The organism is Lentilactobacillus buchneri (assembly GCF_018314255.1).
Lineage (GTDB): Bacteria > Bacillota > Bacilli > Lactobacillales > Lactobacillaceae > Lentilactobacillus > Lentilactobacillus buchneri.
In genome coordinates this window covers 136,268-157,827 of record NZ_CP073066.1, presented here as the reverse complement: position 1 = coordinate 157,827, position 21,560 = coordinate 136,268, and the positions used below count along the sequence as shown (strand labels likewise).

The following is a 21,560-nucleotide window of genomic DNA, read 5'->3' as shown; positions in this document are numbered from 1 at the left end:
GATTTGATGGCCAAAGGCAAAAAGCAGCATAATAACGATAATTTGATGGCGCAAAATAAAAAAGCTCGTCATGATTATTCGATTTCCGAAACCTACGAAGCTGGAATTGTGCTGACAGGTACCGAAATTAAATCGATTCGTGCTCGGCGAATTAACCTAAAGGATGGCTTTGTTCAAATTCGAAACGATGAGGCCTACATGATGAACGTTCACATCAGTGAGTACGCTGAGGGGAACCAATTTAATCATGATCCGCTGCGCAATCGAAAGTTGTTGCTGCACAAAAAGCAAATTCGCAAATTGGCTCAAATTACCCAAGACAAAGGGGTCACAATCGTTCCTTTAAAGGTCTACCTCAAAAATGGTTTTGCCAAAGTTTTAATTGGGGTAGCAACCGGTAAGCATGAGTACGATAAGCGTGAAACCATCAAGCGACGTGATCAAAAGCGTCAAATTGAACGAGTTATGAAACATTATTAATCAAGCTCAAACAAAAAGCGATGAAATCAATTGGCAAGCTGCCGACTGATTCATCGCTTATTTTCATTGTGGAGGGTCGAAATGTTTTCACTTTCAAGATTTGGTTTGACGGGTGCTTTATTCAAAACACCCAACTTCAATCGGGAAGCATGTGCCAACGAGGGATGATTGAGAATAGCCGCAATGGCAAGCACCAATGGTTCATGATTGGTATTGTCTACATCCATGATCCGAATGACTTGATCGGACTGACTGTATGACTTGATTGTCGCAATCCGCTGGCGTCCGTGCATGATTCGGTAAGTTTGTTTGTCCTGGTTACCGGCAACCAACCAATTAATGCCGTTGATAAAAATCGTTGTGTAGTGCATCGTAAAATGGATCACGGAACCGCCCACAAATTGGTCCAGGTAATACAAATCAAATTTAGGCGTCATGCCCAGAGATTGTTGACGGACGGTTGCCACGACTTCACCTGAAATTGAGTAAATTGAAAAAGTGTCGTCAATCAAGCCCCACTTGCCGACAATTAAATATTTTGTGTCTCGATATTGATCGGTGACCTTAGTCGAACGGGTGTGATCCAGTTCGGTTAAATTCAACTGTAATTTTCGACTCATAGACGCATTTCCTTTACTTGTATTATTTTCATTTTAACACGTTCTGAAATTATTTACGCTGGTGTTATTTTAAAAATGGTATGGTAGAATAAAACGTGAGGTGTTGGGAATGAAACCGTTTATAAAAAATGACTGGTGGGATGTTTTAAAGCCCGAATTCGAGAAAACTTATTATCAGCAGTTACGCCAATTTTTGATATCAGAATACAAGACGCAATATATTCATCCTGATATGAATCACATTTTTGAGGCGTTTCAGCTGACTCCTTTCAGCAAGGTGAAGGTCGTGATTTTGGGACAGGATCCCTATCATGAGCCTCATCAAGCCCAGGGATTGAGTTTTTCTGTCATGCCGGGCGTTAAAATTCCGCCGTCACTTCAGAATATTTATAAGGAGCTTCAGTCTGACCTCGGAATCAAACCGGTTGAACACGGTGATTTGGAAAGCTGGGCCAAACAGGGCGTATTACTGCTGAATTCAGTTTTGACCGTTCGCAATGGTCAGGCCTTTTCCCACAAAGGGAAGGGTTGGGAGCAACTGACTGATGCGGCGATCCAAAAACTGTCCGCTCGTGAGAAGCCCGTTGTCTTTATTCTGTGGGGGAGAGCTGCCCGGGATAAAATTGCGTTGATTGATACGAAAACCAACGTGGTGATTCAATCGGCCCATCCCAGTCCGTTGTCTGCTCATCGAGGATTCTTTGGTTCAAAACCATTTTCAAAGACCAATGAAGCACTGGAAGCAATGGGCGAGGAGCCGATTAACTGGCAGCTGCCGGAAAAGGTATCGCAAACATCTTAGACTGATTTTGTAGAATTGGAGGATTTATCATGGAATTATTTGAAAGTCTTAAGCAAAAGATCAAGGGCAAAAACATTAGTATCGTTTTCCCAGAGGGTGACGATGTCCGAATCCTTGGTGCCGCCAGCCGTCTGGCAAAGGACGGACTGGTTAATCCAGTGATTCTGGGGGCTAAAGACACCGTTGAAAAAGTTGCTAAAGACGCTGACATTGATTTGGGGAACGTTGAAATTATCGACTACCTGAACCAACCAGCGGATCAAATCGATGAAATGGTTGCAGCTATCGTGGAACGTCGTAAGGGCAAGACCGATGAGGCCAAGGCGCGCGATTGGCTGAAGGATCCAAATTACTTTGGAACCACATTGGTCTACATGAACAAAATCAACGGGATGGTTTCAGGTGCCAATCATCCAACTGGCGACACGGTTCGTCCAGCTCTACAAATCATTAAGACCAAGCCCGGCGTTAAATTAATCAGTGGTGCTTTCATTATGCAAAAGGGTGACGAACGATACTTATTTGCCGATTGTGCTATCAACTTGGACCCAGATGCCAATGCCCTGGCAGAAATTGCCGTTGAAAGCGGCAAGGTTGCCAAGACCTTCGATATTGACCCTAAAGTGGCGCTGTTGAGCTTCTCGACCAAAGGCTCTGCCAAGGGTGATATGGTCACCAAAGTTCAAGAGGCAACCAAATTAGCTCAAGAACAGGCACCTGATATGGCAATCGATGGTGAAATGCAGTTTGATGCCGCATTTGTCCCAACGGTTGCCGAGAAGAAGGCACCGGGTTCAAAAGTTGCCGGTAAAGCTACGGTCTTTGTTTTCCCTGAATTACAATCAGGCAACATTGGCTACAAGATTGCCCAACGCTTCGGTGGTTTTGAAGCCATTGGTCCAATTCTTCAAGGATTGAACAAACCGGTTTCCGACCTGTCACGAGGCAGCAATGAAGAAGACGTTTATAAAGTTGCTATCATCACAGCGGCTCAAGCATTATAATAGAAATAATTAAACAGGGTAGGATTGCGGTGGTTGTTGCGTCGCAATCCTTCCTTTTTGAATGAGGTGATTAATTGACGAAGACGATAACTGTTCACTCAGCAGATCAAACCATGGCGATCGGTGAAAAATTGGCCGCATACTTGGCGCCACAAGATTTGATTTTGCTCGATGGTGATTTGGGAGCTGGGAAGACCACCTTTACCAAAGGACTTGCCAAAGGATTGGGGATTACGCGACCAATCAAGAGTCCCACATTTACCATTATTCGCGAATATCAAGACGGCCGAATTCCGCTGTATCACATGGATGTGTACCGACTTGAAGAAGGCGGTGGCGATGATCTGGGCTTGGAAGAATATTTTAATGGCGACGGGGTCAACGTGGTCGAATGGTCAAAGTTTGTTGCCGACGAACTACCGGATGACTATCTTCGGATTATTTTTCGGCGGGATGATTCTGAGGGCGACAACGTGAGAACGCTGACTTTTGAAGCCACCGGGCACCGTTTTGAACAACTAATTGATGATATATTTTCAGAATAACAGTGGAAAGCGAGCAATGATGTGGCAGAAGAAGTAGACTTTCGGTTAGCAGAACCGAGTGACGGTCAGGCAATTTTGGATTTGTTGAAGGTTCTTCAAGGCGAGTCCGATACGTTTTTGGTCGATTCTGATTTGGATGACATTACCGCAGCCGACGAAGCCCAACAAATTAATTTGATCAATCACTCTCGGACCAATTTGATGGCGGTTGCCACCTATGGCTCCGAATTGATTGGGATTGTGACCGTTGACAGTATCGATAATGGGGCCGGTGAAGTCGGCGTGGCTGTGCTGGCGGGTTACCAAGGTTACTCGATTGGCACCAACTTGATGGAACTGGCCATTGACTGGGCAACAGATTTTAGCTCGCTTGATCAACTGGTGCTGACTGTTTTCTCGAAGAATGAGCCGGCCATTCATGTTTATTACAAAGTTGGCTTTCACGATACCGACGTGTACTTTCAAGACGGTCGTGAAGTTGTGAGAATGGCCTTGGATGTCCCAAAAAAGGATTGAAGCCTTGAGTGACGTGGTTGCTTATTGCAACTAAGACCGCCACTTTTTTATTAAACGGACGTGATGACTGGTTGATCTCAGGCACTTAATGAAATAACGCAACCATCCCTAATCTTGGAATGGTTGCGTTATTTTGTTGAATGCTGGGATGAAACTAAGTTCGTTCCAATCTCTTTAGATTGCTTTGACAAATGGCCGCAGCATTTCACTGCCAAATTGGGCCTGTTCGGTTAATAGAATATTGGCACAGGCAACACTATCGTCCAGCGCGTTATGGTGATGTTCCAAAACGATGTTGAGCTTATCGCAAAGGGTGTTAAGTTTGTGATTTTCCAACGTCGGGTAGAATTGCTTGGAGGTCCTTAACGTGTCCAGTGTCAGGTAGTGCGGCGGTTGAACTTCATAACGTTCCAGTGTTCGTTTCAAGACGCTGTTATCAAATGATGCATTGTGGGCAATCACCAATTTATTGGCTGAAAACAGCGGCTGAATGTGGCGCCAAACTTCCGGAAAGGTCGGGGCATCGACAACATCACGTTCATGAATGCCATGGACGTTGATATTTCGCCAACTAAAGTCCATTTCCGGATTGATTAATGAATAAAATTCATTGGTAATTTGATTATCCCGAACGATGGCCAGGGCAATTGAACATGCGCTGGCTCTTTTTGCGTTTGCGGTTTCAAAATCCATCGCAACAAAATTCATATTTTTCACCTCAAGTTAATCACATTGTACAAAGAACCCCGTGAAAACGCAACCGGAGTGCTTTCCGGCTATTCCGCCCCATAGATAACTTGTTTCGTGGTAAAATTAATGTATATGTTGTGAAACCGAGGAATTGAAAAATGATGCAATCAAAAACTGTTGTAGATTTATATCCCAAAATTGAGATTTTGATAAATGAACCTTTATCCAAATACACCCACACATTGACTGGCGGTCCGGCAGATATTCTTGCCTTTCCTAAATCGATTAAAGAATGTCAAGAAATGCTGGATTATGCCAACGAGCAATCGCTCCCGGTCACTGTGGTTGGCAATGCCAGCAACTTAATCGTCAAAGACGGCGGCATTCGTGGCCTGACAATGATTCTGACCAAAATGAACCGGATTTCGTCACATGAAAATGAGGTCGTCGCGGATGCCGGAGCTGCCTTGATTGACGTGACCAAGGCTGCCCAAGCCCATTCGTTAACTCACTTGGAGTTCGCAGCGGGGATCCCCGGAAGCGTTGGTGGAGCGGTGTTCATGAACGCCGGTGCTTATGGCGGTGAGATCGCCAACGTTGTCAGTGGGGCTGAAGTCTTGACACCCGACAACCACATTATTCACTTGAATCATCAAGAACTGGATTTCGGTTATCGGCATTGCAGCGTCCAAGAAAACCAGCAAATCGTCATTTCGGCGACCTTCTCTTTGGAAGTCGGCATTGCCGACAAAATTCAAAAGCGGATGGATCATCTCAATGCTCTGCGGGCCTCTAAACAGCCGTTGGAACTGCCGTCCTGTGGAAGTGTCTTCAAACGGCCAACCGGCTATTTTGCTGGTAAACTGATTCATGATGCCGGACTTCAAGGCTTCCAGATCGGCGGCGCTCAGGTTTCAATGAAACATGCCGGCTTTATCGTTAATGTCGATGGTGCCACTGCCACTGATTATTTAAACGTCATCGCCCATGTTCAAAAGACCGTTTACGACAAATTCGGCGTGCATCTGGAGACGGAAGTCAGAATTATTGGTGAAGACCCCAAGTCAAACTAGGAGTTGGTAATGCGTGCACATTCTTGAAGCGGTCATTCTGTTAATGACGTTGGTTGTTTTTTCCAACGTTGTTGACCATTTTGTTCCAGCGGTTCCGGTTAGTTTAATTCAAGTTGTTTTGGGACTGGGAGCCGCTTTAATGATGCGGGTGACCATTCCGCTTGAAACTGATTGGTTCCTGTTATTATTTATCGCGCCGTTGCTGTTTAACGACGGGCGCAGGTTCCCCAAGCAGGAGTTGTGGAAGTTGCGGGGACCAATATTGGCCAATGCAATTGTATTGGTTTTTTTGACGACAATTTTAGGCGGCTTGCTGTTTCACTTAATTATTCCAACTATGCCGTTTTCGGTCAGTTTTGCGCTGGCAGCGATCCTGTCGCCGACCGACCCGGTTGCCGTGCAGTCGATTTCCAAACGGGCAAAGCTTCCGGAAGGAATTTTACACATTGTCAGTGGCGAAAGCCTGATCAATGATGCCAGCGGCCTGATTGCCTTTAAATATGCAATTGCAGCCACGGTCACCGGCGTTTTCTCCATTAAAACGGCCGCCATTGACTTTGTTTATATCAGTATTATGGGCTTCGTCAGCGGTCTGGTCATTATGGGGCTGATTTTGATGATTGAAAACTGGCTGTATCGACAGGGAATCAACGATGTCATTTTTAGCACGGTCCTGCAGGTCACAACGCCTTTCGTGGTGTACCTGGTGACCGAAGAATTCTTGCATGCTTCTGGTGTAATTGCGGTGGTTGCCGCCGGGATCATCTTCCACTTTTACGGAACGGCACCGGATCGCAGTCAACCTGAGCTCAAATTGGTCAGTGAAAAAACCTGGGACATTATTATCTATACCTTAAACGGGATTGTCTTCTTAATTCTGGGGATTGAACTGCCGTTAGCAACCACCAATGTGATTCAAAATAACAAGATTAATACCTTTGCTGCACTGGGAATTTCTTTTCTAGCCTGGCTGATTCTCTTGGCCATTCGAGTTGTCTGGATCTACGCCTACCAAGCGGTCAGCAGTATTCGCTCCCGAAAAATCAAATCAATTCAAACCAAGCAAATGCCCACCTTTAAGGCGGCGCTGTTGGCAGGATTGTCTGGCGTTCGGGGGGCCGTTACCATGGCCGGAGTTTTATCGATTCCCATGACGATTGATAATGGCAGTCCGTTTCCGTCCAGATCACTGGCGTTATTCGTTGCTGCGGGAGTGATCATCATTTCACTGGTCGTGGCCACCGTCACCTTGCCACTGATTTCTGAAGATAAGGCACCACTGTTGACCCGAGCCAACTCAACCGATGATCCGGATGAAATTGATACCAGTTCGGCCGACAGCGATGCGGAATACATTTCTGAAGATGAGGCCCGCGTCTATATCATGAAATTGGCAGTTCAACGAATTGAAGAAGAACGGCGGCCCAATAATCAAAAAGAGGCTTTTGACTTAATTCTCGATTATCAGTTTCTGATTCGAAGGCTGGAATTAAAACTCCAAGATAAAAAAGAAATGGACTCCATCATTGCTGATGAATTGGCACTTCGAAGGGTTGCGCTTCGTGGTGAACGGGCCGCAGTGCAGAAATTATTCGACGACCCAAAAATTTCCAAAACGGCCTTCTTGATTGCCAGTGCCAAACTGCAGCGTTTAGAAAATCGGATGATCCGCTCGGTTGGTCGGAAAGTCAAACTTGGGCATGGGACCGCGCGGAATTTCATTAAACTGCGGAATCGCGTCTCCTTGTGGTTGATTCGGCGCAAAACGAATGAAGATATTTCCGATGAGCTGGCCCTGATTCAACGGGAACAGGCGAAGGCGGCTATCTCAGCATTATCCGACTACTTTGCCCGTGACGATATTGACAATCAACGGTTTGACAGTCAGTCGGTTTATCATTTAATTGTGCATTATCGAAATCAGATTGAGCTGGCCAAGGATCATTCCAAAAAGCAGATCAATGATCAGGCGATGAACTACCAGAGCTTGAGAATTAAGGCCTTGGCTGCCGAACGTGAAGGCGTGCAGGTGCTCCTCGAACAAGGCAATATTGACTGGTCGATGGCTGCCCACTTAAGACAATATATTAACTATTCTGAAACAGTTTTGATTATGGATTATCAAAACGAGTAGGGGGACTTCAAATGAATGACAAAGGGTTAGTGAACTTCAGAGACATCGGCGGAATCAGAGTTCCTTCAGGGAAATTGCAGTCAGGATACTTTTTTAGAAGCGGTCAAATTGCTGGGATCAGCCAGGAACAAACGGCCTTCCTGCAAGACCAGTGCCGGATCCGGGATGTTTACGACTTTAGAAGTACGGATGAAGTCAAACAAGCACCGGATAGTGCGATTTCTGGTGCCAAATATTACCATATTGATATTTTGTCTGATAAAACGTCCAATGGGGCTAGTCTGGGGGCGATGATTACCGACGGCAACAAGGTTCATGAGAATATGCTTAAAACTTATGAATCAATTGTTTTAAGTCAGTCTGCCCAACAGGGGTATCATGATTTCATGACGGACTTGCTGGCAGATGATGCACCGATCCTATTTCATTGCTTCGCTGGAAAAGACCGAACCGGCTTTGCAGCGGCCGTGATTTTAAAGGTGGCTGGCGCTGACGATCAACAAATTATGGATGATTATCTGCTGACTAATCAACTGCGGGTCAAGGCCAATGAAGATTTGCTCAACCGGTTCAAAAATGAAATGAATCAGCAGCAATTGGACAACCTGCACACAGCCTTGCTGGTTGATGCCGATTATTTACGCCACGCCAACGATGTTTTGCTGGAACACTTTGGCTCATTTGATGGGTATTTGAAAAATGGGTTGGATCTGCCCAGCGATTATGTTGCGCGGTTTAGAGAAAAGTTCGTGACGGATTGATATTGAGGCAAATAAAAAGGGATGAACCGTCGAATTACGGTAGCATCCCATTTATTTTGATTGTGGTTTTTGAATGAGTTTGAGTGTGTAGTAGAATACCAGTTGAACTGCCGTTAATAAAACAATAAACACAATTGCCGGTCGGCTCCACATGTTCAATAACGGTCTGATAAATAATTCCGGGGTTAAGAACAAGTAAATCGTGTGAATCCGCAAGAAACGGCCAATGAAGATCCCGATTGATGCCAGAATGGTGAGCGCCACAATGACGGCGTGTTTGACCAACAGATTGTGGGCATGGAACCTGGCTGTAATCGCATCGCCAACCTTATCCAAGCCCCAAAGCCCGACCAAAGTTGAGAAAATGGTTGAAATCAATAGCAGCGCAAACTTGAACCACATCACATCGTCAAGTCTTAGCAATCCGTTGACACCATAAGGATTCAATAGCGATAAGTGGAATAAATCTGTCAGCAGGTAGGGGGTATTTGGATAAAACAACAGCCAGACGATGATCAGCACCCAAAACAGCAGGCCGTTTTTGGGTTTGCCAACGTCAATGTGGAAGCTGAGTTCAATTGGAATAAATGCCAGAAACGTATTTAACACTAAAAAGTTAAACGGGGGTTGTTTTAAATATGAATATAGTAGGGCGATCCAGACCAGAAAGAGTGCCCGGACCAGCCATTTTGTTTTTGCGTTCACGTTAAAACCCCCTATCAATATATAATTAAACTATTTTTCGCGAAGAAATACCATCAATACTTGATCGATCCGGTCATTTTTAATGTTTTATTTAAACATCGTCACAAATTTTAATCGATTATCAGTTTGACAGGCGACAATGATATAATATTTCTGAAAACTAATTAGGGGAGAGCGTAATGAACTGGTCAGATATTTTTACGATACATAACTTGACGAGCCTGATTGATATTTTGGCCGTTTGGTTTCTAATTTATAATTTACTTTTGATTGTCCGAGATACCAAGGCAGTCCAGCTTTTGCGCGGGATTGTCCTGATCTTGGTGGTTAAAATTATTAGTGCTTATACTGGGCTCTCCACTTTGTCTTGGATCATGGATCAGGTGATTAATTGGGGTGTTATTGGGCTGATCGTCATTTTCCAACCGGAAATTCGTCGGGGCCTGGAACACCTTGGCCGTGGGTCCATTTTTGTCAAAGGGCGCAAGGAAAACGAAGATGCTCAAAAGATGATCACCGCTTTGGATCGGGCAATTCAATATATGTCCAAACGGCGAATTGGGGCCTTGATTACCTTACAGATGAATACAGGTCTGGAAGAATATATTGAGACTGGAATTGCGTTGGACGCTGATGTGAGTGGTGAATTGTTAATCAACATTTTCATCCCGAACACCCCACTCCACGATGGGGCTGTCATCATTAAGAATAACCGGGTGGCCGCTGCCGCAGCTTACTTACCGCTTTCTCAAAGTAACCTGATCCCCAAGGAATTAGGGACGCGTCACCGGGCGGCCGTTGGAATCTCGGAGTTGACAGATGCGATGACAGTGGTTATTTCAGAAGAGACCGGTGAAGTGTCAATCACTCAAAATAACGAATTACTCCGTGGGATGACACGGGATGACTACCTGAAATACTTCAAAGATCAATTGTTTACCGATGAAGATGATCAGACCCACCGGACATTTCTTAGTACGGTATCCGGCTTTATTGACAAGCATTTCAAAGGGGGACGGTAATATGCGACAATGGCTCTTAAAAAACTGGGCATATCGTTTGCTGTCGCTGTTCTTTGCCATCCTGTTATTCATGTATGTTGGCAGTACCCAATCCAGCACAACCAGCAATCAGTCCGGCAACACCAATTCAACCTCACTGACCTCAAACCGGACCCAGACATTTTCAGTTCCGCTTTCTTTAACCGTGAATAGTAACAAATATTTTGTGACCGGTTATCCGCAGAAGGTCAAAGTTCATCTCACCGGCCCATCCGCGTTGGTGACCACCACTGCGAATACACAAAACTTTAAAGCCTACGCGGACCTCTCCAAATTGGGAGTGGGGACACATACCGTCAGGATTCAGCAGGACGGTTTAAATAATGATTTGAGATATCGCTTCGAACCAGCTACAATTAAGGTTGATATTCAGCCGCGGGAAACTGTTTCGTATCCATTGACCGTTAAATACTCTCAACGAAATATTGCTTCGGGATATCAGGCAGGCGAGGCCAACGCTGATGTGAAGAACGTCAAGATTACCGGTGCGTCAGATCAGATTAACCGGATTAAGTCGGTTGTCGCTCAGCTTAACGTTCCGCAAAATGCCAAGTCATCAATTTCCAGTCAGGCAATTATTGAAGCCCTCGACGCCAAACAAAACACGGTTAACGTGGTGATTACCCCGGCTACCGCAGATGTCACGTTACCAATCACGCCGGGCAATAGTAAAGAATTGCCGATCAGACTGGAACCAAAGGGTGTCACTGATGACAACGAGAGCTTTACGCTGACTTCGGCAACCAAGCGGGTTCGGGTATTTGGGACCAAGGCGGAGTTGGCCAAGCTGGCCTCTGTCAAAGTCGAAGTCGACACCAGCGATGTCACCAAGACTAAGACCAAGCAGGTGACGTTGGATCCTAAATTAAACGACGTTAAAGGATTTGATCCAGAGCGGATTTCGGTCAAAATCACCAGAAATAACTAACAAATATTTAAAATATTTAAACTGAAATGAGGAATTTTTAACATGAAGTATTTTGGTACTGACGGCGTTCGCGGTATCGCGAACAAAGAATTAACCCCTGAGTTGGCCTTTAAGTGCGGCCGAGCCGGCGGTTATGTGCTGACCCACCATTCAGAACGTAAACAGCCTCAGGTTTTGGTTGCACGAGACACCCGAATTTCCGGGCAGATGCTTGAAGAAGCCTTGGTTGCCGGCCTGCTTTCGGTCGGAATTGAAGTGTTGAACCTGGGAATCGTCACGACACCCGGAGTTGCTTACCTGGTTAGAAATCAGGAAGCTGATGCTGGTGTCATGATTACGGCTTCACACAACCCGGTTGAATATAATGGTATCAAGTTCTTCGGTGCCGATGGTTACAAATTGTCCGACGAACTGGAAGAAGAGATTGAGGGCATCCTGGAAAGGCCAGAAGACATTCTGCCCCGCCCAGCCGCCGATGGCTTGGGAGTCGTTGGGGATTATCTTGAAGGTAGTCAAAAGTATATTCATTTCCTTGAGCAGACAATTTCTGAGGACCTTTCCGGCATGAAGGTTGCCGTGGACGCTGCCAATGGTTCCACCAGCAAGCTGGTCACCACATTGTACGCCGATTTGGGCATTGAATTTGAAACGCTAGCCACTAATCCAGACGGCCTTAATATCAACGATCATGTTGGATCAACTCATCCGGAGCAGCTGCAGAAGTTTGTCTTGGATAAAGGGGTTTCCGCTGGAATTGCCTTTGATGGCGACGGTGACCGTTGTATCGCAGTTGATGAGAACGGTAAGTTGGTTGATGGTGATGCTATCATGTACATTTGCGGTAAATACATGGCTGAACGTGGCCGCTTGAAGAAGAATACCATTGTGACGACCGTCATGAGTAATATGGGGATGTATAAGGCGATGGAACGTGAAGGGATGACCAGCGTGAAGACCCAGGTTGGGGACCGTTACGTCGTCGAAAAAATGAATCAGGACGGCTACAATTTGGGTGGCGAGCAGTCCGGTCACATCATCTTCTTGGATTTCAACACCACCGGAGACGGCATGCTGACCAGTTTGCAACTATTATCAGTCATGAAAGCCACCGGTAAGAAATTGTCTGAACTGGCCGGCGAGATCAAAAAATATCCGCAACGCTTGATTAACGTTAAAGTAGCCGATAAGAAACACGCTTTGGACAATGACAAGGTTAAAGACGTGATCGCCCAAGTTGAAGAAGAAATGCATGGTGATGGCCGCGTCTTGGTTCGTCCCAGTGGGACCGAACCCCTACTTCGAGTCATGACCGAAGCACCAACACAAGATTTGGTTGATGATTACACCAAACGGATTGCAGATGTTGTTCGTGACGAAATGGGAATTGAATAGTTTAGACATTTTTTCAGAGAATCATTTATTTAAATATGATTTTAAGCAGATGTTGTAAGTAAAACGAAAGTTTACTGCAACATCTTTTTATTTTGGTCTCTTCTCAACTGCCAAAGTTGATATATCAATTTTTAAGATTTGGTATACCATTTGACATCTTTTGTTGACTTTTATCTCGAAGTTAGGTATATTATACGTGTTATATAAATATATAGAGTTCATATTCTGTATATACCAATTTATGAAATTTGAGGAGAATACTAAAATGTGTGGAATAGTTGGAGTAACTGGAAATGATAATGCTGTTTCAATTTTATTGGAAGGGCTTGAAAAACTTGAATATCGTGGTTATGATTCCGCTGGTATTTATGTCAACGATTTAAATGGCAACGACTATCTGGTGAAGCGTAAGGGCCGCATCTCCGAACTCGAAGCTGCCGTTGGACCGGAAGTTCACGGTTCTGTTGGAATCGGCCACACCCGCTGGGCTACCCATGGGGTTGTGAGCGTTGACAATGCCCATCCACAATATTCTGAAGACCACCGTTTTTACTTGGTTCACAATGGGGTCATCGAAAACTACAAGGAATTAAAAGCCAAGTACTTGAGCAACACCACCTTTACCAGTCAAACCGATACTGAAGTGGTTGTTCAATTGGTTGATCGATTTGTTCAAACAGAGGGGATGACGACTAAGGAAGCCTTCTTGAAGACTTTGAGTTTACTTGAGGGATCTTCATATGCCTTCTTATTGATTGACAGCACAGATCCTGAAACTTTGTACGTTGCCAAGAACAAGAGCCCACTTTTGATCGGGGTTGGTGACGGCTGCAACGTGGTCTGCTCGGACGCTTTGGCCATGCTGAATGTGACCCATGACTTCCTTGAATTACATGACGGTGAAGTGGTGACAATTAAGCCTGATTCAGTTGACATTGAAGACCGTGACGGCCACAAGGTTCAGCGGGACACTTTCCATGTTGACATGGATGCTCAAGAGACTGATAAAGGACCATATCCTTACTATATGTTAAAAGAAATTGACGAGCAGCCAAACGTGATGCGGAAATTGGCCTCCCTTTACACTGAAGAATCCGGCAAGCCAAACGTTGATTCACAATTGATCAATGCAATGAAGGAAGCCGATCGTTTGTACATTGTGGGTGCCGGAACCAGTTACCATGCCGGACTCGTCGGAAAGAAATTATTCGAAAAGTTAGCCCATGTGCCAACCGAAGTTCACATTGCTTCTGAATTTGCCTATGACAATCCGCTGTTGTCCAAGAAGCCATTCTTTATCTTCCTGTCACAAAGTGGTGAAACTGCCGACAGTCGTGAAGTTTTAGTGAACGTCAATGCCAATAACTATGAGAGCTTGACGATTACCAACGTTGAAAATTCAACGCTCTTCCGCGAAGCAACTTACACGATGCTACTGCACGCCGGCCCTGAGATCTCTGTGGCCTCAACGAAGGCTTACACCGCGCAAATTGGGGTTGAAGCGATTCTTGCCAAGGCGTTGGGTGAAGCCAAAGAGCAAACGATCGCCGAAGAGTTTGATATTCGCCAGCAATTAGGATTGGTCGCAACCGGGATGCAGGCAATTATTGATGAGAAAGATGTCATCGATGATCTCGCTAAAAAGTATTTTGTTCCAGCTAACCGGGCCTTCTATATTGGGCGGGGAATTGACCAAACCGTTTCATTGGAGTCTGCCTTGAAGCTGAAAGAAATTTCATATGTTCAGGCAGAAGGCTTTGCATCCGGTGAATTGAAGCACGGCACGATTGCCCTGATTGAAGAAGGGACGCCGGTTGTCGGAATCATTACGCAAAAACGAACCGCTAATTTAACCCGCAGCAATTTGCAGGAAACTGAATCACGGGGTGCGGCAACCTTTACCATCGTTCGTAAGGGTTTGGCCGAGGAAGATGATACTTTGATCATTCCAGACGTCAATGAGTTGATCACACCGCTGCTCAGCGTGGTCCCTGCACAACTGATTGCTTATTATACAAGTTTGAACAAGGGACTGGATGTTGATCGTCCACGTAACTTGGCTAAGAGTGTCACTGTTGAGTAAATTTGAATAGCGTTTCTATAGAGGACAGGCAGAGAATGCTTGTCCTTTTTGTTTATCAATCATTTTTTGATGAGGCATGCCATGAAACAGACACATACTGGACAAATCGAGACATTGTCCAAAAACTTTCTTGATATCTCAAAATGGTAGTTTCTTTTTTTGTTTTCAAACAGAAAATGATATATTATAAGAGTTGTTAAAGTTATTAAGAAAGTCTAAAGCTTCTTTGGCTAATTAATTCTATTTAGGGCTTCATTTTTTCTCTGTTATCTAATATGATAGGGATGTGGCCTAAACGGAGGTGTGGATCATTGAATAAAATAATTAAGCATGGACTAACTGCCTTACTTGTTACGGGGATGGGGGTTTTATTCACAGCATTTTCTGCCCAAAGTACATACCAACAAGCTTATGCTTCCACAGCAAGCAGTTTTATCTCAAAATATAAAAATGACGTTACCAAAGCTTCATCGAAGTACAACTTATACGGGTCGGTCATGATGGCTCAGGCCGGATTGGAAAGCGGCTGGGGGCAAAGTCAGCTGACGATCGAAGCCAATAATTTCTTTGGAATTAAAGGCGCTTACAACGGTGCCTCGGTTTCGATGCCGACGACCGAATATAATAGCAATGGTCAGATGATTAATACCACTGCCAATTTTAAAAAGTATCCAACCGCGTACGCTTCTTTTGCCGACAATGGGTCCACTTTAAGAAACGGCACCAGCTGGAACCCCAAGTATTATTCCGGTTCTTGGAAAGAGAACGCGGCAACGTATCAGGACGCTGCAAATGCCTTGACTGGTAAATATGCGACAGCGCCGGGATATGGTCAGTCGTTGATTACAGTTATCCAAACCTATAATTTGGATCAGCTGTTTGGCGAGACCGGGGATGGGTCGTCAGCATCATCGTCGACCTCTGCTTCGTCATCATCTGCAGCATCGAGTTCAACAGCAAGCAGTTCAAGTGCCAGCTCAACAACTGCTTCGTCTGCCACGACTTCGACGCCTACAGCACCAAAACTTGCCAAAGTTAAATACTACAAAGCCTCAGGCAAAGATTTGGTACCACTTTCCAGTAAATACAAGAAATATTACGTATATAATCATGTGAAGGGGTCAACCACCTCTGAGAAACGTTATACTTGGTCACAGCTGGGTGTTAACAGTCGGGTTCAAGTCTACCTGGATATGCGCGGAGTCAAGACTAACAGCTCAACTAACTGGTACCGTCTACGCTTCTATAGCAATGCCAAAGCCAAAAAGTTCTGGGTTAGTGCTCCGGCATTGTCATTTGCCACGACCTATTCTGGAACGGCAACTGGTGCGTTAACGCCAAGTAAAACTTCCTCGGGGTACATCTATAACCACATTGTGGGTTCCAGCTATCTGTCAAAACCGGTTAAAAAGGTAAAGACGATTGCGGCCGCCAACAAAGGTTACAACGTTAACAAAACCGCGCTTCAAAAGACCACCAAGGGGCTGGTTCTCTGGTATCGGATTGCGGACGGCAAGACAAAGGGTTGGATTAAAGCTTCAGATGTAGTATCATATCCTGGATCGGTTGCGGTTGTGAACCACAAGGAGACCAAGTCGATTTCTAAGAATGCCAATTCGACTTATTTGTACGATCATGCAAACTCGACGGGGAATTTGCAGAAGCATTACAAGCTCAATCAGGTTGATTTACAAGTTGGCACTAAGGTGACAGTCGATAAAATTGGCTATAAGGTCAGCGACCATTCACTTTGGTATCGAATCTCAACGCCTAATTCTTCAACCAAATATTGGGTTTCCAGTGCCTTTTTATCATAATTGAATATGGAAACAGCCGATGTTGTTGACCATTCGTCGTAACATCGGTATTGGGAGGTTTTTAGCATCATTAAGCAATTCAAACATGTCATGATGAAAGCCCTAATCGCCACGGTTGCGGTTACCGGCTTTTGTTTTGTCCAAGCAAACCACTCGCATGCCAGCGTGGAAACCGACTTCATTAATCAGCTGAAAACGCCGGTGGTGAAGATTAGTAAGGCTAACCATCTCTATCCATCCGTGATGATGGCCCAGGCAATCGTTGAGAGCGACTTTGGCCGTTCCGAGCTATCATTGGACGCCAACAATTACTTCGGGGTTAAAGGCGCTTATAATGGCCAATCTGTGACTATGAGTACCGGGGAATATACCTCCAAGGGAAAGCATTATATGACTGCGGCGGCTTTTAAAAAATATCCAAGCGTTGAAGCCTCAATCAAAGATAATGCTTATCTGTTACGCCACGGGACATTGTCCGATCCAAATTATTATGAGGGCACCTGGACGACGAACGCCATTTCTTCCAGTGATGCCGCCATGGCACTGTCATTAACTTATGCCACTGATATGAATTACGGTAATAAATTAAATGCAATTATCACCAAGTATGATTTAAACAAACTTGATGGATCTGTCAGCACCGGGGACATTGGTTCTAAAATTGATGCCTCTCTCAACAAGCAATTAGCTGGTGACTCCAAAAAATCAGCTTTAATTCGAGCAGAAAATTCACGTTCCAAAATTAACAGTATTCCAAAGCGGATTATTCCCAACTTTGTTTTTAACGACAAGGGAGCAGTCGCCATCAATCAAGGCGACGCCGTGATCCAATTTAATAGTTTGCCTTTGCAGCACGTTGTTCGCCGATAGATGTTTAAGGGTTCGCAAAGTTTATTTGGGAATCCTTTTTTCAGTTGCAAAGTTTGTTATAATGTTACTCGTGAATTTAGTCTCTCTTAAATTAGGAGCGGAGCAATGGAAAACGATTATAAAGTAAAAGTTGAAAATGTTACCAAAGAGTATGAATTATTCAAGACGCAGTCTGAAAAATTACGCTCATTCTTTTCGATTACCAAAAAACAGGTTCCTCATTTTTGGTCATTAATGGGGGTCTCTCTGACGGTTAAACCAGGAGAAACCCTTGGCCTCATCGGAGTTAACGGGTCCGGAAAATCGACGATTTCCAATATCATTTCCGGAATTATCCCCCAAACCACCGGTTATGTTGACGTTCGCGGGGAAACTTCGATTGTGGCAATTCACGCCGGCTTGAGGAGCAGTTTGACAGGCCGTGAAAACATCCGTCTGAAATCCTTGATGCAAGGGTTAACCAATGAAGAAATTGACAAATTAATGCCTGATATCATTGCGTTTGCCGATATCGGCGATTTTGTTGACCAGCCGGTTAAGAGTTATTCAAGTGGTATGCGCTCCCGGCTTGGGTTTGCGATTGCCGTCCACATTAACCCGGACATTTTGATCATTGATGAAGCCTTATCCGTTGGTGATGATACATTCTACCAAAAGTGTGTCGATAAAATTACCGAATTTAAGCAGGAAGGCAAGACGATTATCTTTGTCAGCCATTCTCTCAAACAGATTGAAATGTTGTGTGACAAGGTTGCTTGGATCAACTATGGTGAACTCAAAATGGTTGGTGACACTAAAGAAGTCACCCAGAAGTATCGCGAGTTCACGCAGTGGTTTAAGAAGTTAAGCAAAAAAGAAAAACATAAGTTTGAAACTGAACGCAAGAGTGTTCAGAAAAATTTCAGCATTAAAAATTACCAAAAGCAAATCACTGAACAGGAACAAAATGCTCACCCGGATGAGAAGGATGTTCCCGCTAAGATTCATAAACGTTTTTACGGCTCGGTCATTAGCGAAAAAATGTCAGTTTGGAATCAATTATTGACCTGGGCTGTGTTGATTGTGGTGGTCTTCTTCTGCTTGGTTAACGTTTCCGGCCATTCAGTCGAGCACGTGATTAATAATCCTTCTGCGATTGTTCATCCATCGCACACGCTTCATCTGCCGGGTAAAGAATGACTTTCAGGTTGCCAGACGATTGTTTGGCAACCTTTTTTCGAAATTTAGTTGACAGCGCTTTCAATATTGAGTATATTATGTTCGGGTACTAAATAAATACCTTCTAATCAATTCTCTTTCTCTCTTAAAAAACTGACGTCTTTATAACGTCAGTTTTTTATGTATAATGTTCTTCGTGAGTAAATAAGGGGAGGTCACACGTTGAAGAGTCATGAAGTATTGACACTAATTGAAGAAATTACCAGAAACGATGGCAGCAAGTATATTGAGATCAGCAATATGGTGCAGAATGGTCGGGCAGAATTGGCAGCTGAGCGAGGTTTTATTAAGCAGGTCAGGATCTTACAGCTTAATATCCCACATTCTCCTCACGTGGCCAAATATGAGCAATATATTAACGAAAATTATACGATGCCGACTGAAGATATGGATCACTTTGAAGAATGGCACAAAACCCCGGAAATGCAGAAAGAAGTCGACATCATTCTTAAAGAAAATCACATTAGTTAGTGGATTGATGAAATTTAGATGATAAAATAGTTTGCATATTTTCGCTGGATATGATATAAATATATATGTCGTTTTTAAAGAAAATATTTTTGCTCCGTAGTTCAGTGGTAGAATAATTGACTGTTAATCAAGAGGTCGCTGGTTCGAACCCAGCCGGAGCAGTAAAGATCTTCCGGGGTCTGTTGATCCCCCAAAATCTTTTTTTATGCAATTTTGTAGTTGTCAGTCACTCTTAGATATGATATATTATCTAAGTGGTCGTTAAGTAAATATTTTTGCTCCGTAGTTCAGTGGTAGAATAATTGACTGTTAATCAAGAGGTCGCTGGTTCGAACCCAGCCGGAGCAGTTACACAAAGAGTAGGCAATTTGCCTGCTCTTTTCTTTTTATCATTTTTTCATTTGGAAGTCTGGTTATTTAATCTTTAATCTAACCAATGTCCCTTAAGTGGAATGATTTTCTCAGGGCATTCAAAAAGACCTAACCGAAAAAACTTCCGGTCAGGTCTTACAACACGCAAAGTAACTTTATAAGTTGATTTCAGATGGGGTCGCAATGATTTGCCGGTCACCACTGTCATAGACGACCAGGGATTTTGGATAACCATTGTCGTAAGGATATGGTGAATCAGAAGTTGCCACCAATTCATTTCCTTGAATGAAATCATAGGACAAATTGCCATCGTTATTAACTAAATTAAATGTGATCAGATTTGATAATTGGAAAACGCCTTGCAGGTCGTTATCGATGATGTACCAAACGTTATCAATTGCCTCATCGGGTAATGATGAAACGATCGTGTAGCTGGCGAATCGGGATTCATTGGGATTAAACATTCATAACACCTTCATTTCTGCATTGCTTGTCATATGTAACCTACCAAATTAATCAAGTCAACGCAAGTAATTAGTTAGAGTTCAAACTCTTGATTATCAGTGATTAAACGGACAATGTGCTTTTCAGTTCGGGCATTTTCCGGCGGCAGCGTCATATAATCGCCATAGATCTTGGTCAAGATGCCATCGTAGTCAGCTGGGACCCGAATATAAGTGTCCTCAAATGGCAACACAATCGTATCATTTAGTTGGTCCAGGCTCAGAATTTCTTTTTCATAGGCATATTGTGAGGCGAGATTCTTGACGTTCATTAACGCCGCTTTGTCGTTATACATGGTCATGACGCTTTCGCGTTGTTTTTTGAAATCTTCTGCCGTCTCTGCCTGCTCGGCAGAAAGGGAGGCATGAAACTTGCGAATTGGATTATCGATCACGTTATAACGCAGTTTCAAATAAATTCGGCTGTCGAGTCTTCGCATGTCCAAAATTTGCCGCCGTTGACGGGCAGGAGAGTCTGGAATTCGATCCAAGGGGAAGATGTCCAGGAAAACGCCTTTCCGGGCGTTGTTAACGTTGTTCTTCTCCTCAATGAAGGTATTCCTATCCAATAGTTTGGAATAGCTCAGAGCGTAATTCTCGTCCGTCCATGGGGTTTGAAGAAAATAGTGAGTCCCTTTAAGGTCTTTCTCAGCCACTTTCAAAAATTGCTCGTAATCTACCCGCAGCATGCCGACGTCCATATCATCGTCCCAGGGAATGAACCCCTGATGGCGAACAGCCCCCAGCATTGTCCCACCCAAAGCAATGTAATGGATGTGGTGTTGGTGGGTAATTTTGGCAAATTGTTTGAAAAGATCCAGTTCTACTTGGTGAATTAGTGAAATTGCATCATCAGCCATAAATATCAATCCTTTTTTGTTATGTCATAATTATAAAGCATAATGCCATAAAACGATAAAGTTAATCCATTTAGTTGCGACACTGGTTACTAAAATATATAATTAAGGTGATATAAGGTTTAATAATTAAAGGGGAATGGTGACAGATATGAGTAAAACAAATCAGGATCTATTAAAAGAAGCAATCGACGTTTATTTGTCGTCACTTAAATACTTAGATAACTTTGTTTCTGAACCCGCAACTAAGTACGGATTGTCGTTTGAACAATACTTAATTTTGCATACAATCGCTGAAAAACAAAACGTCTCATTGATGGATATTGCCAGTGAACGGCGAGTAACCCGAAGCGCAATCTCGCGCCAAATCAAAGTTCTATTACAGCATGATTATATTTTCCAAAAACCAGCGGAAAGTGATCGCCGCCGACTTTATTTACATTTAACTCCAACCGGTGAGCAAACCGAAAAGCACGTCAACGATTTGATCACCAAACGCTTTGACAGCTGGATCAGCCGTTATGGGGACGACAAGGTCAGAGCCATTTTGAAATTTATTAAGGAATTCGCTGCAGAAGAAATGAATAGCAAGGATTACACCAACAAATAGCATTCTGGGATCCATCTGGACCGGGGCAAAACTGAGGCTTTGCTGCCG

The 21,560-nt window shown here is 44.0% G+C and carries 22 protein-coding genes and 2 tRNA genes; 19 read left to right on the top strand and 5 right to left on the bottom strand.

What is annotated here, in order from left to right; translation table 11 throughout:
- The first annotated feature begins 6 nt into the window (after positions 1–6).
- Complete coding sequence (gene smpB / locus KE627_RS00870; RefSeq protein WP_013728110.1) at positions 7–480, top strand: SsrA-binding protein SmpB; 474 nt, start codon at positions 7–9, stop codon at positions 478–480.
- A gap of 50 nt (positions 481–530) precedes the next feature.
- Here the strand turns inward: smpB and KE627_RS00865 are convergent, their stop codons facing one another.
- Positions 531–1,100, bottom strand: coding sequence for an LURP-one-related/scramblase family protein (locus tag KE627_RS00865; RefSeq protein ID WP_013728109.1), 570 nt, complete (start codon positions 1,098–1,100; stop codon positions 531–533).
- A gap of 109 nt (positions 1,101–1,209) precedes the next feature.
- Between KE627_RS00865 and KE627_RS00860 the strand changes: the two genes are divergently transcribed.
- The 4 genes from KE627_RS00860 (at position 1,210) to KE627_RS00845 (ending at position 3,967) form a co-directional block, all read left to right on the top strand.
- Positions 1,210–1,902: a uracil-DNA glycosylase gene (locus tag KE627_RS00860; protein ID WP_013728108.1), complete on the top strand. Its 693-nt coding sequence runs from the start codon at positions 1,210–1,212 to the stop codon at positions 1,900–1,902.
- Between the two features lie 29 nt (positions 1,903–1,931).
- Positions 1,932–2,906, top strand: a complete 975-nt coding sequence (gene pta / locus KE627_RS00855; RefSeq protein ID WP_013728107.1) for a phosphate acetyltransferase — start codon at positions 1,932–1,934, stop codon at positions 2,904–2,906.
- A gap of 74 nt (positions 2,907–2,980) precedes the next feature.
- Positions 2,981–3,451, top strand: a complete 471-nt coding sequence (tsaE, locus tag KE627_RS00850; RefSeq protein WP_056938710.1) for a tRNA (adenosine(37)-N6)-threonylcarbamoyltransferase complex ATPase subunit type 1 TsaE — start codon at positions 2,981–2,983, stop codon at positions 3,449–3,451.
- Between the two features lie 21 nt (positions 3,452–3,472).
- Positions 3,473–3,967 carry a GNAT family N-acetyltransferase gene (locus KE627_RS00845; RefSeq protein WP_013728105.1) on the top strand — a complete coding sequence of 165 codons (495 nt, stop codon included), beginning with the start codon at positions 3,473–3,475 and terminating at the stop codon, positions 3,965–3,967.
- A 174-nt stretch (positions 3,968–4,141) separates the two neighbouring features.
- Here KE627_RS00845 and KE627_RS00840 read toward each other — a convergent pair whose 3' ends face one another.
- Positions 4,142–4,675, bottom strand: a complete 534-nt coding sequence (locus tag KE627_RS00840; protein WP_056938711.1) for a 3'-5' exonuclease — start codon at positions 4,673–4,675, stop codon at positions 4,142–4,144.
- Positions 4,676–4,818: 143 nt separating this feature from the next.
- Between KE627_RS00840 and murB the strand changes: the two genes are divergently transcribed.
- Genes murB through KE627_RS00825 form a run of 3 tightly spaced genes read left to right on the top strand, consistent with a single transcriptional unit; the run spans position 4,819 to position 8,625 of the window.
- Entirely contained in the window at positions 4,819–5,730 is a 912-nt protein-coding gene (gene murB, locus KE627_RS00835) for a UDP-N-acetylmuramate dehydrogenase (RefSeq protein ID WP_173667609.1), read from the top strand.
- A gap of 13 nt (positions 5,731–5,743) precedes the next feature.
- On the top strand, positions 5,744–7,864 hold the full coding sequence (locus KE627_RS00830) for a cation:proton antiporter (RefSeq protein WP_056938712.1): 2,121 nt from the start codon (positions 5,744–5,746) through the stop codon (positions 7,862–7,864).
- 11 nt (positions 7,865–7,875) lie between these two features.
- Positions 7,876–8,625, top strand: a complete 750-nt coding sequence (locus KE627_RS00825) for a tyrosine-protein phosphatase (protein ID WP_013728101.1) — start codon at positions 7,876–7,878, stop codon at positions 8,623–8,625.
- Positions 8,626–8,676: 51 nt separating this feature from the next.
- Here the strand turns inward: KE627_RS00825 and KE627_RS00820 are convergent, their stop codons facing one another.
- Positions 8,677–9,330, bottom strand: a complete 654-nt coding sequence (locus tag KE627_RS00820; protein WP_013728100.1) for a DUF1361 domain-containing protein — start codon at positions 9,328–9,330, stop codon at positions 8,677–8,679.
- A gap of 179 nt (positions 9,331–9,509) precedes the next feature.
- On the opposite strand from KE627_RS00820, the gene cdaA reads away from it, so the two are divergent.
- The 10 genes from cdaA to KE627_RS00770 all read left to right on the top strand — a co-directional run bounded on the left by cdaA (position 9,510) and on the right by KE627_RS00770 (position 19,518).
- Complete coding sequence (gene cdaA, locus KE627_RS00815) at positions 9,510–10,352, top strand: diadenylate cyclase CdaA (protein WP_013728099.1); 843 nt, start codon at positions 9,510–9,512, stop codon at positions 10,350–10,352.
- 1 nt (position 10,353) lies between these two features.
- The gene (locus KE627_RS00810; protein WP_056938713.1) at positions 10,354–11,319 is read left to right on the top strand and encodes a CdaR family protein; all 966 of its coding nucleotides are present in this window, start codon (positions 10,354–10,356) and stop codon (positions 11,317–11,319) included.
- A 42-nt stretch (positions 11,320–11,361) separates the two neighbouring features.
- Positions 11,362–12,711, top strand: coding sequence for a phosphoglucosamine mutase (glmM, locus tag KE627_RS00805; protein WP_013728097.1), 1,350 nt, complete (start codon positions 11,362–11,364; stop codon positions 12,709–12,711).
- A 265-nt stretch (positions 12,712–12,976) separates the two neighbouring features.
- On the top strand, positions 12,977–14,794 hold the full coding sequence (gene glmS / locus KE627_RS00800) for a glutamine--fructose-6-phosphate transaminase (isomerizing) (protein WP_013728096.1): 1,818 nt from the start codon (positions 12,977–12,979) through the stop codon (positions 14,792–14,794).
- A gap of 311 nt (positions 14,795–15,105) precedes the next feature.
- Complete coding sequence (locus KE627_RS00795) at positions 15,106–16,611, top strand: glycoside hydrolase family 73 protein (protein WP_013728095.1); 1,506 nt, start codon at positions 15,106–15,108, stop codon at positions 16,609–16,611.
- A 90-nt stretch (positions 16,612–16,701) separates the two neighbouring features.
- Positions 16,702–17,481, top strand: a complete 780-nt coding sequence (locus tag KE627_RS00790) for a glucosaminidase domain-containing protein (RefSeq protein ID WP_056938714.1) — start codon at positions 16,702–16,704, stop codon at positions 17,479–17,481.
- Positions 17,482–17,586: 105 nt separating this feature from the next.
- On the top strand, positions 17,587–18,660 hold the full coding sequence (locus KE627_RS00785) for an ABC transporter ATP-binding protein (protein ID WP_056938715.1): 1,074 nt from the start codon (positions 17,587–17,589) through the stop codon (positions 18,658–18,660).
- A 201-nt stretch (positions 18,661–18,861) separates the two neighbouring features.
- Positions 18,862–19,170, top strand: coding sequence for a hypothetical protein (locus tag KE627_RS00780; RefSeq protein WP_014940101.1), 309 nt, complete (start codon positions 18,862–18,864; stop codon positions 19,168–19,170).
- A 90-nt stretch (positions 19,171–19,260) separates the two neighbouring features.
- A tRNA-Asn gene (locus tag KE627_RS00775) sits at positions 19,261–19,332 on the top strand.
- 114 nt (positions 19,333–19,446) lie between these two features.
- A tRNA-Asn gene (locus tag KE627_RS00770) sits at positions 19,447–19,518 on the top strand.
- 179 nt (positions 19,519–19,697) lie between these two features.
- Here the strand turns inward: KE627_RS00770 and KE627_RS00765 are convergent.
- Complete coding sequence (locus tag KE627_RS00765; RefSeq protein WP_056938716.1) at positions 19,698–20,006, bottom strand: DUF960 domain-containing protein; 309 nt, start codon at positions 20,004–20,006, stop codon at positions 19,698–19,700.
- Between the two features lie 74 nt (positions 20,007–20,080).
- Positions 20,081–20,905: a LicD family protein gene (locus KE627_RS00760; protein WP_013728090.1), complete on the bottom strand. Its 825-nt coding sequence runs from the start codon at positions 20,903–20,905 to the stop codon at positions 20,081–20,083.
- 136 nt (positions 20,906–21,041) lie between these two features.
- Here KE627_RS00760 and KE627_RS00755 point away from each other — a divergent pair, with 136 nt between their 5' ends.
- Positions 21,042–21,512, top strand: coding sequence for a MarR family winged helix-turn-helix transcriptional regulator (locus KE627_RS00755; RefSeq protein ID WP_172874420.1), 471 nt, complete (start codon positions 21,042–21,044; stop codon positions 21,510–21,512).
- The last annotated feature ends 48 nt before the right edge of the window (positions 21,513–21,560 follow it).

Excerpts from the sequence above, each read along its gene's own strand:
- smpB (WP_013728110.1), top strand. The coding sequence starts at position 7 with ATGGCCAAAGGCAAAAAGCAGCATAATAACGATAATTTGATGGCGCAA.
- KE627_RS00865 (WP_013728109.1), bottom strand. The coding sequence starts at position 1,100 with ATGAGTCGAAAATTACAGTTGAATTTAACCGAACTGGATCACACCCGT.
- KE627_RS00860 (WP_013728108.1), top strand. The coding sequence starts at position 1,210 with ATGAAACCGTTTATAAAAAATGACTGGTGGGATGTTTTAAAGCCCGAA.
- pta (WP_013728107.1), top strand. The coding sequence starts at position 1,932 with ATGGAATTATTTGAAAGTCTTAAGCAAAAGATCAAGGGCAAAAACATT.
- KE627_RS00840 (WP_056938711.1), bottom strand. The coding sequence starts at position 4,675 with ATGAATTTTGTTGCGATGGATTTTGAAACCGCAAACGCAAAAAGAGCC.
- murB (WP_173667609.1), top strand. The coding sequence starts at position 4,819 with ATGCAATCAAAAACTGTTGTAGATTTATATCCCAAAATTGAGATTTTG.
- KE627_RS00825 (WP_013728101.1), top strand. The coding sequence starts at position 7,876 with ATGAATGACAAAGGGTTAGTGAACTTCAGAGACATCGGCGGAATCAGA.
- cdaA (WP_013728099.1), top strand. The coding sequence starts at position 9,510 with ATGAACTGGTCAGATATTTTTACGATACATAACTTGACGAGCCTGATT.
- KE627_RS00810 (WP_056938713.1), top strand. The coding sequence starts at position 10,354 with ATGCGACAATGGCTCTTAAAAAACTGGGCATATCGTTTGCTGTCGCTG.
- glmM (WP_013728097.1), top strand. The coding sequence starts at position 11,362 with ATGAAGTATTTTGGTACTGACGGCGTTCGCGGTATCGCGAACAAAGAA.
- glmS (WP_013728096.1), top strand. The coding sequence starts at position 12,977 with ATGTGTGGAATAGTTGGAGTAACTGGAAATGATAATGCTGTTTCAATT.
- KE627_RS00790 (WP_056938714.1), top strand. The coding sequence starts at position 16,702 with ATGATGAAAGCCCTAATCGCCACGGTTGCGGTTACCGGCTTTTGTTTT.
- KE627_RS00785 (WP_056938715.1), top strand. The coding sequence starts at position 17,587 with ATGGAAAACGATTATAAAGTAAAAGTTGAAAATGTTACCAAAGAGTAT.
- KE627_RS00765 (WP_056938716.1), bottom strand. The coding sequence starts at position 20,006 with ATGTTTAATCCCAATGAATCCCGATTCGCCAGCTACACGATCGTTTCA.
- KE627_RS00760 (WP_013728090.1), bottom strand. The coding sequence starts at position 20,905 with ATGGCTGATGATGCAATTTCACTAATTCACCAAGTAGAACTGGATCTT.
- KE627_RS00755 (WP_172874420.1), top strand. The coding sequence starts at position 21,042 with ATGGTGACAGATATGAGTAAAACAAATCAGGATCTATTAAAAGAAGCA.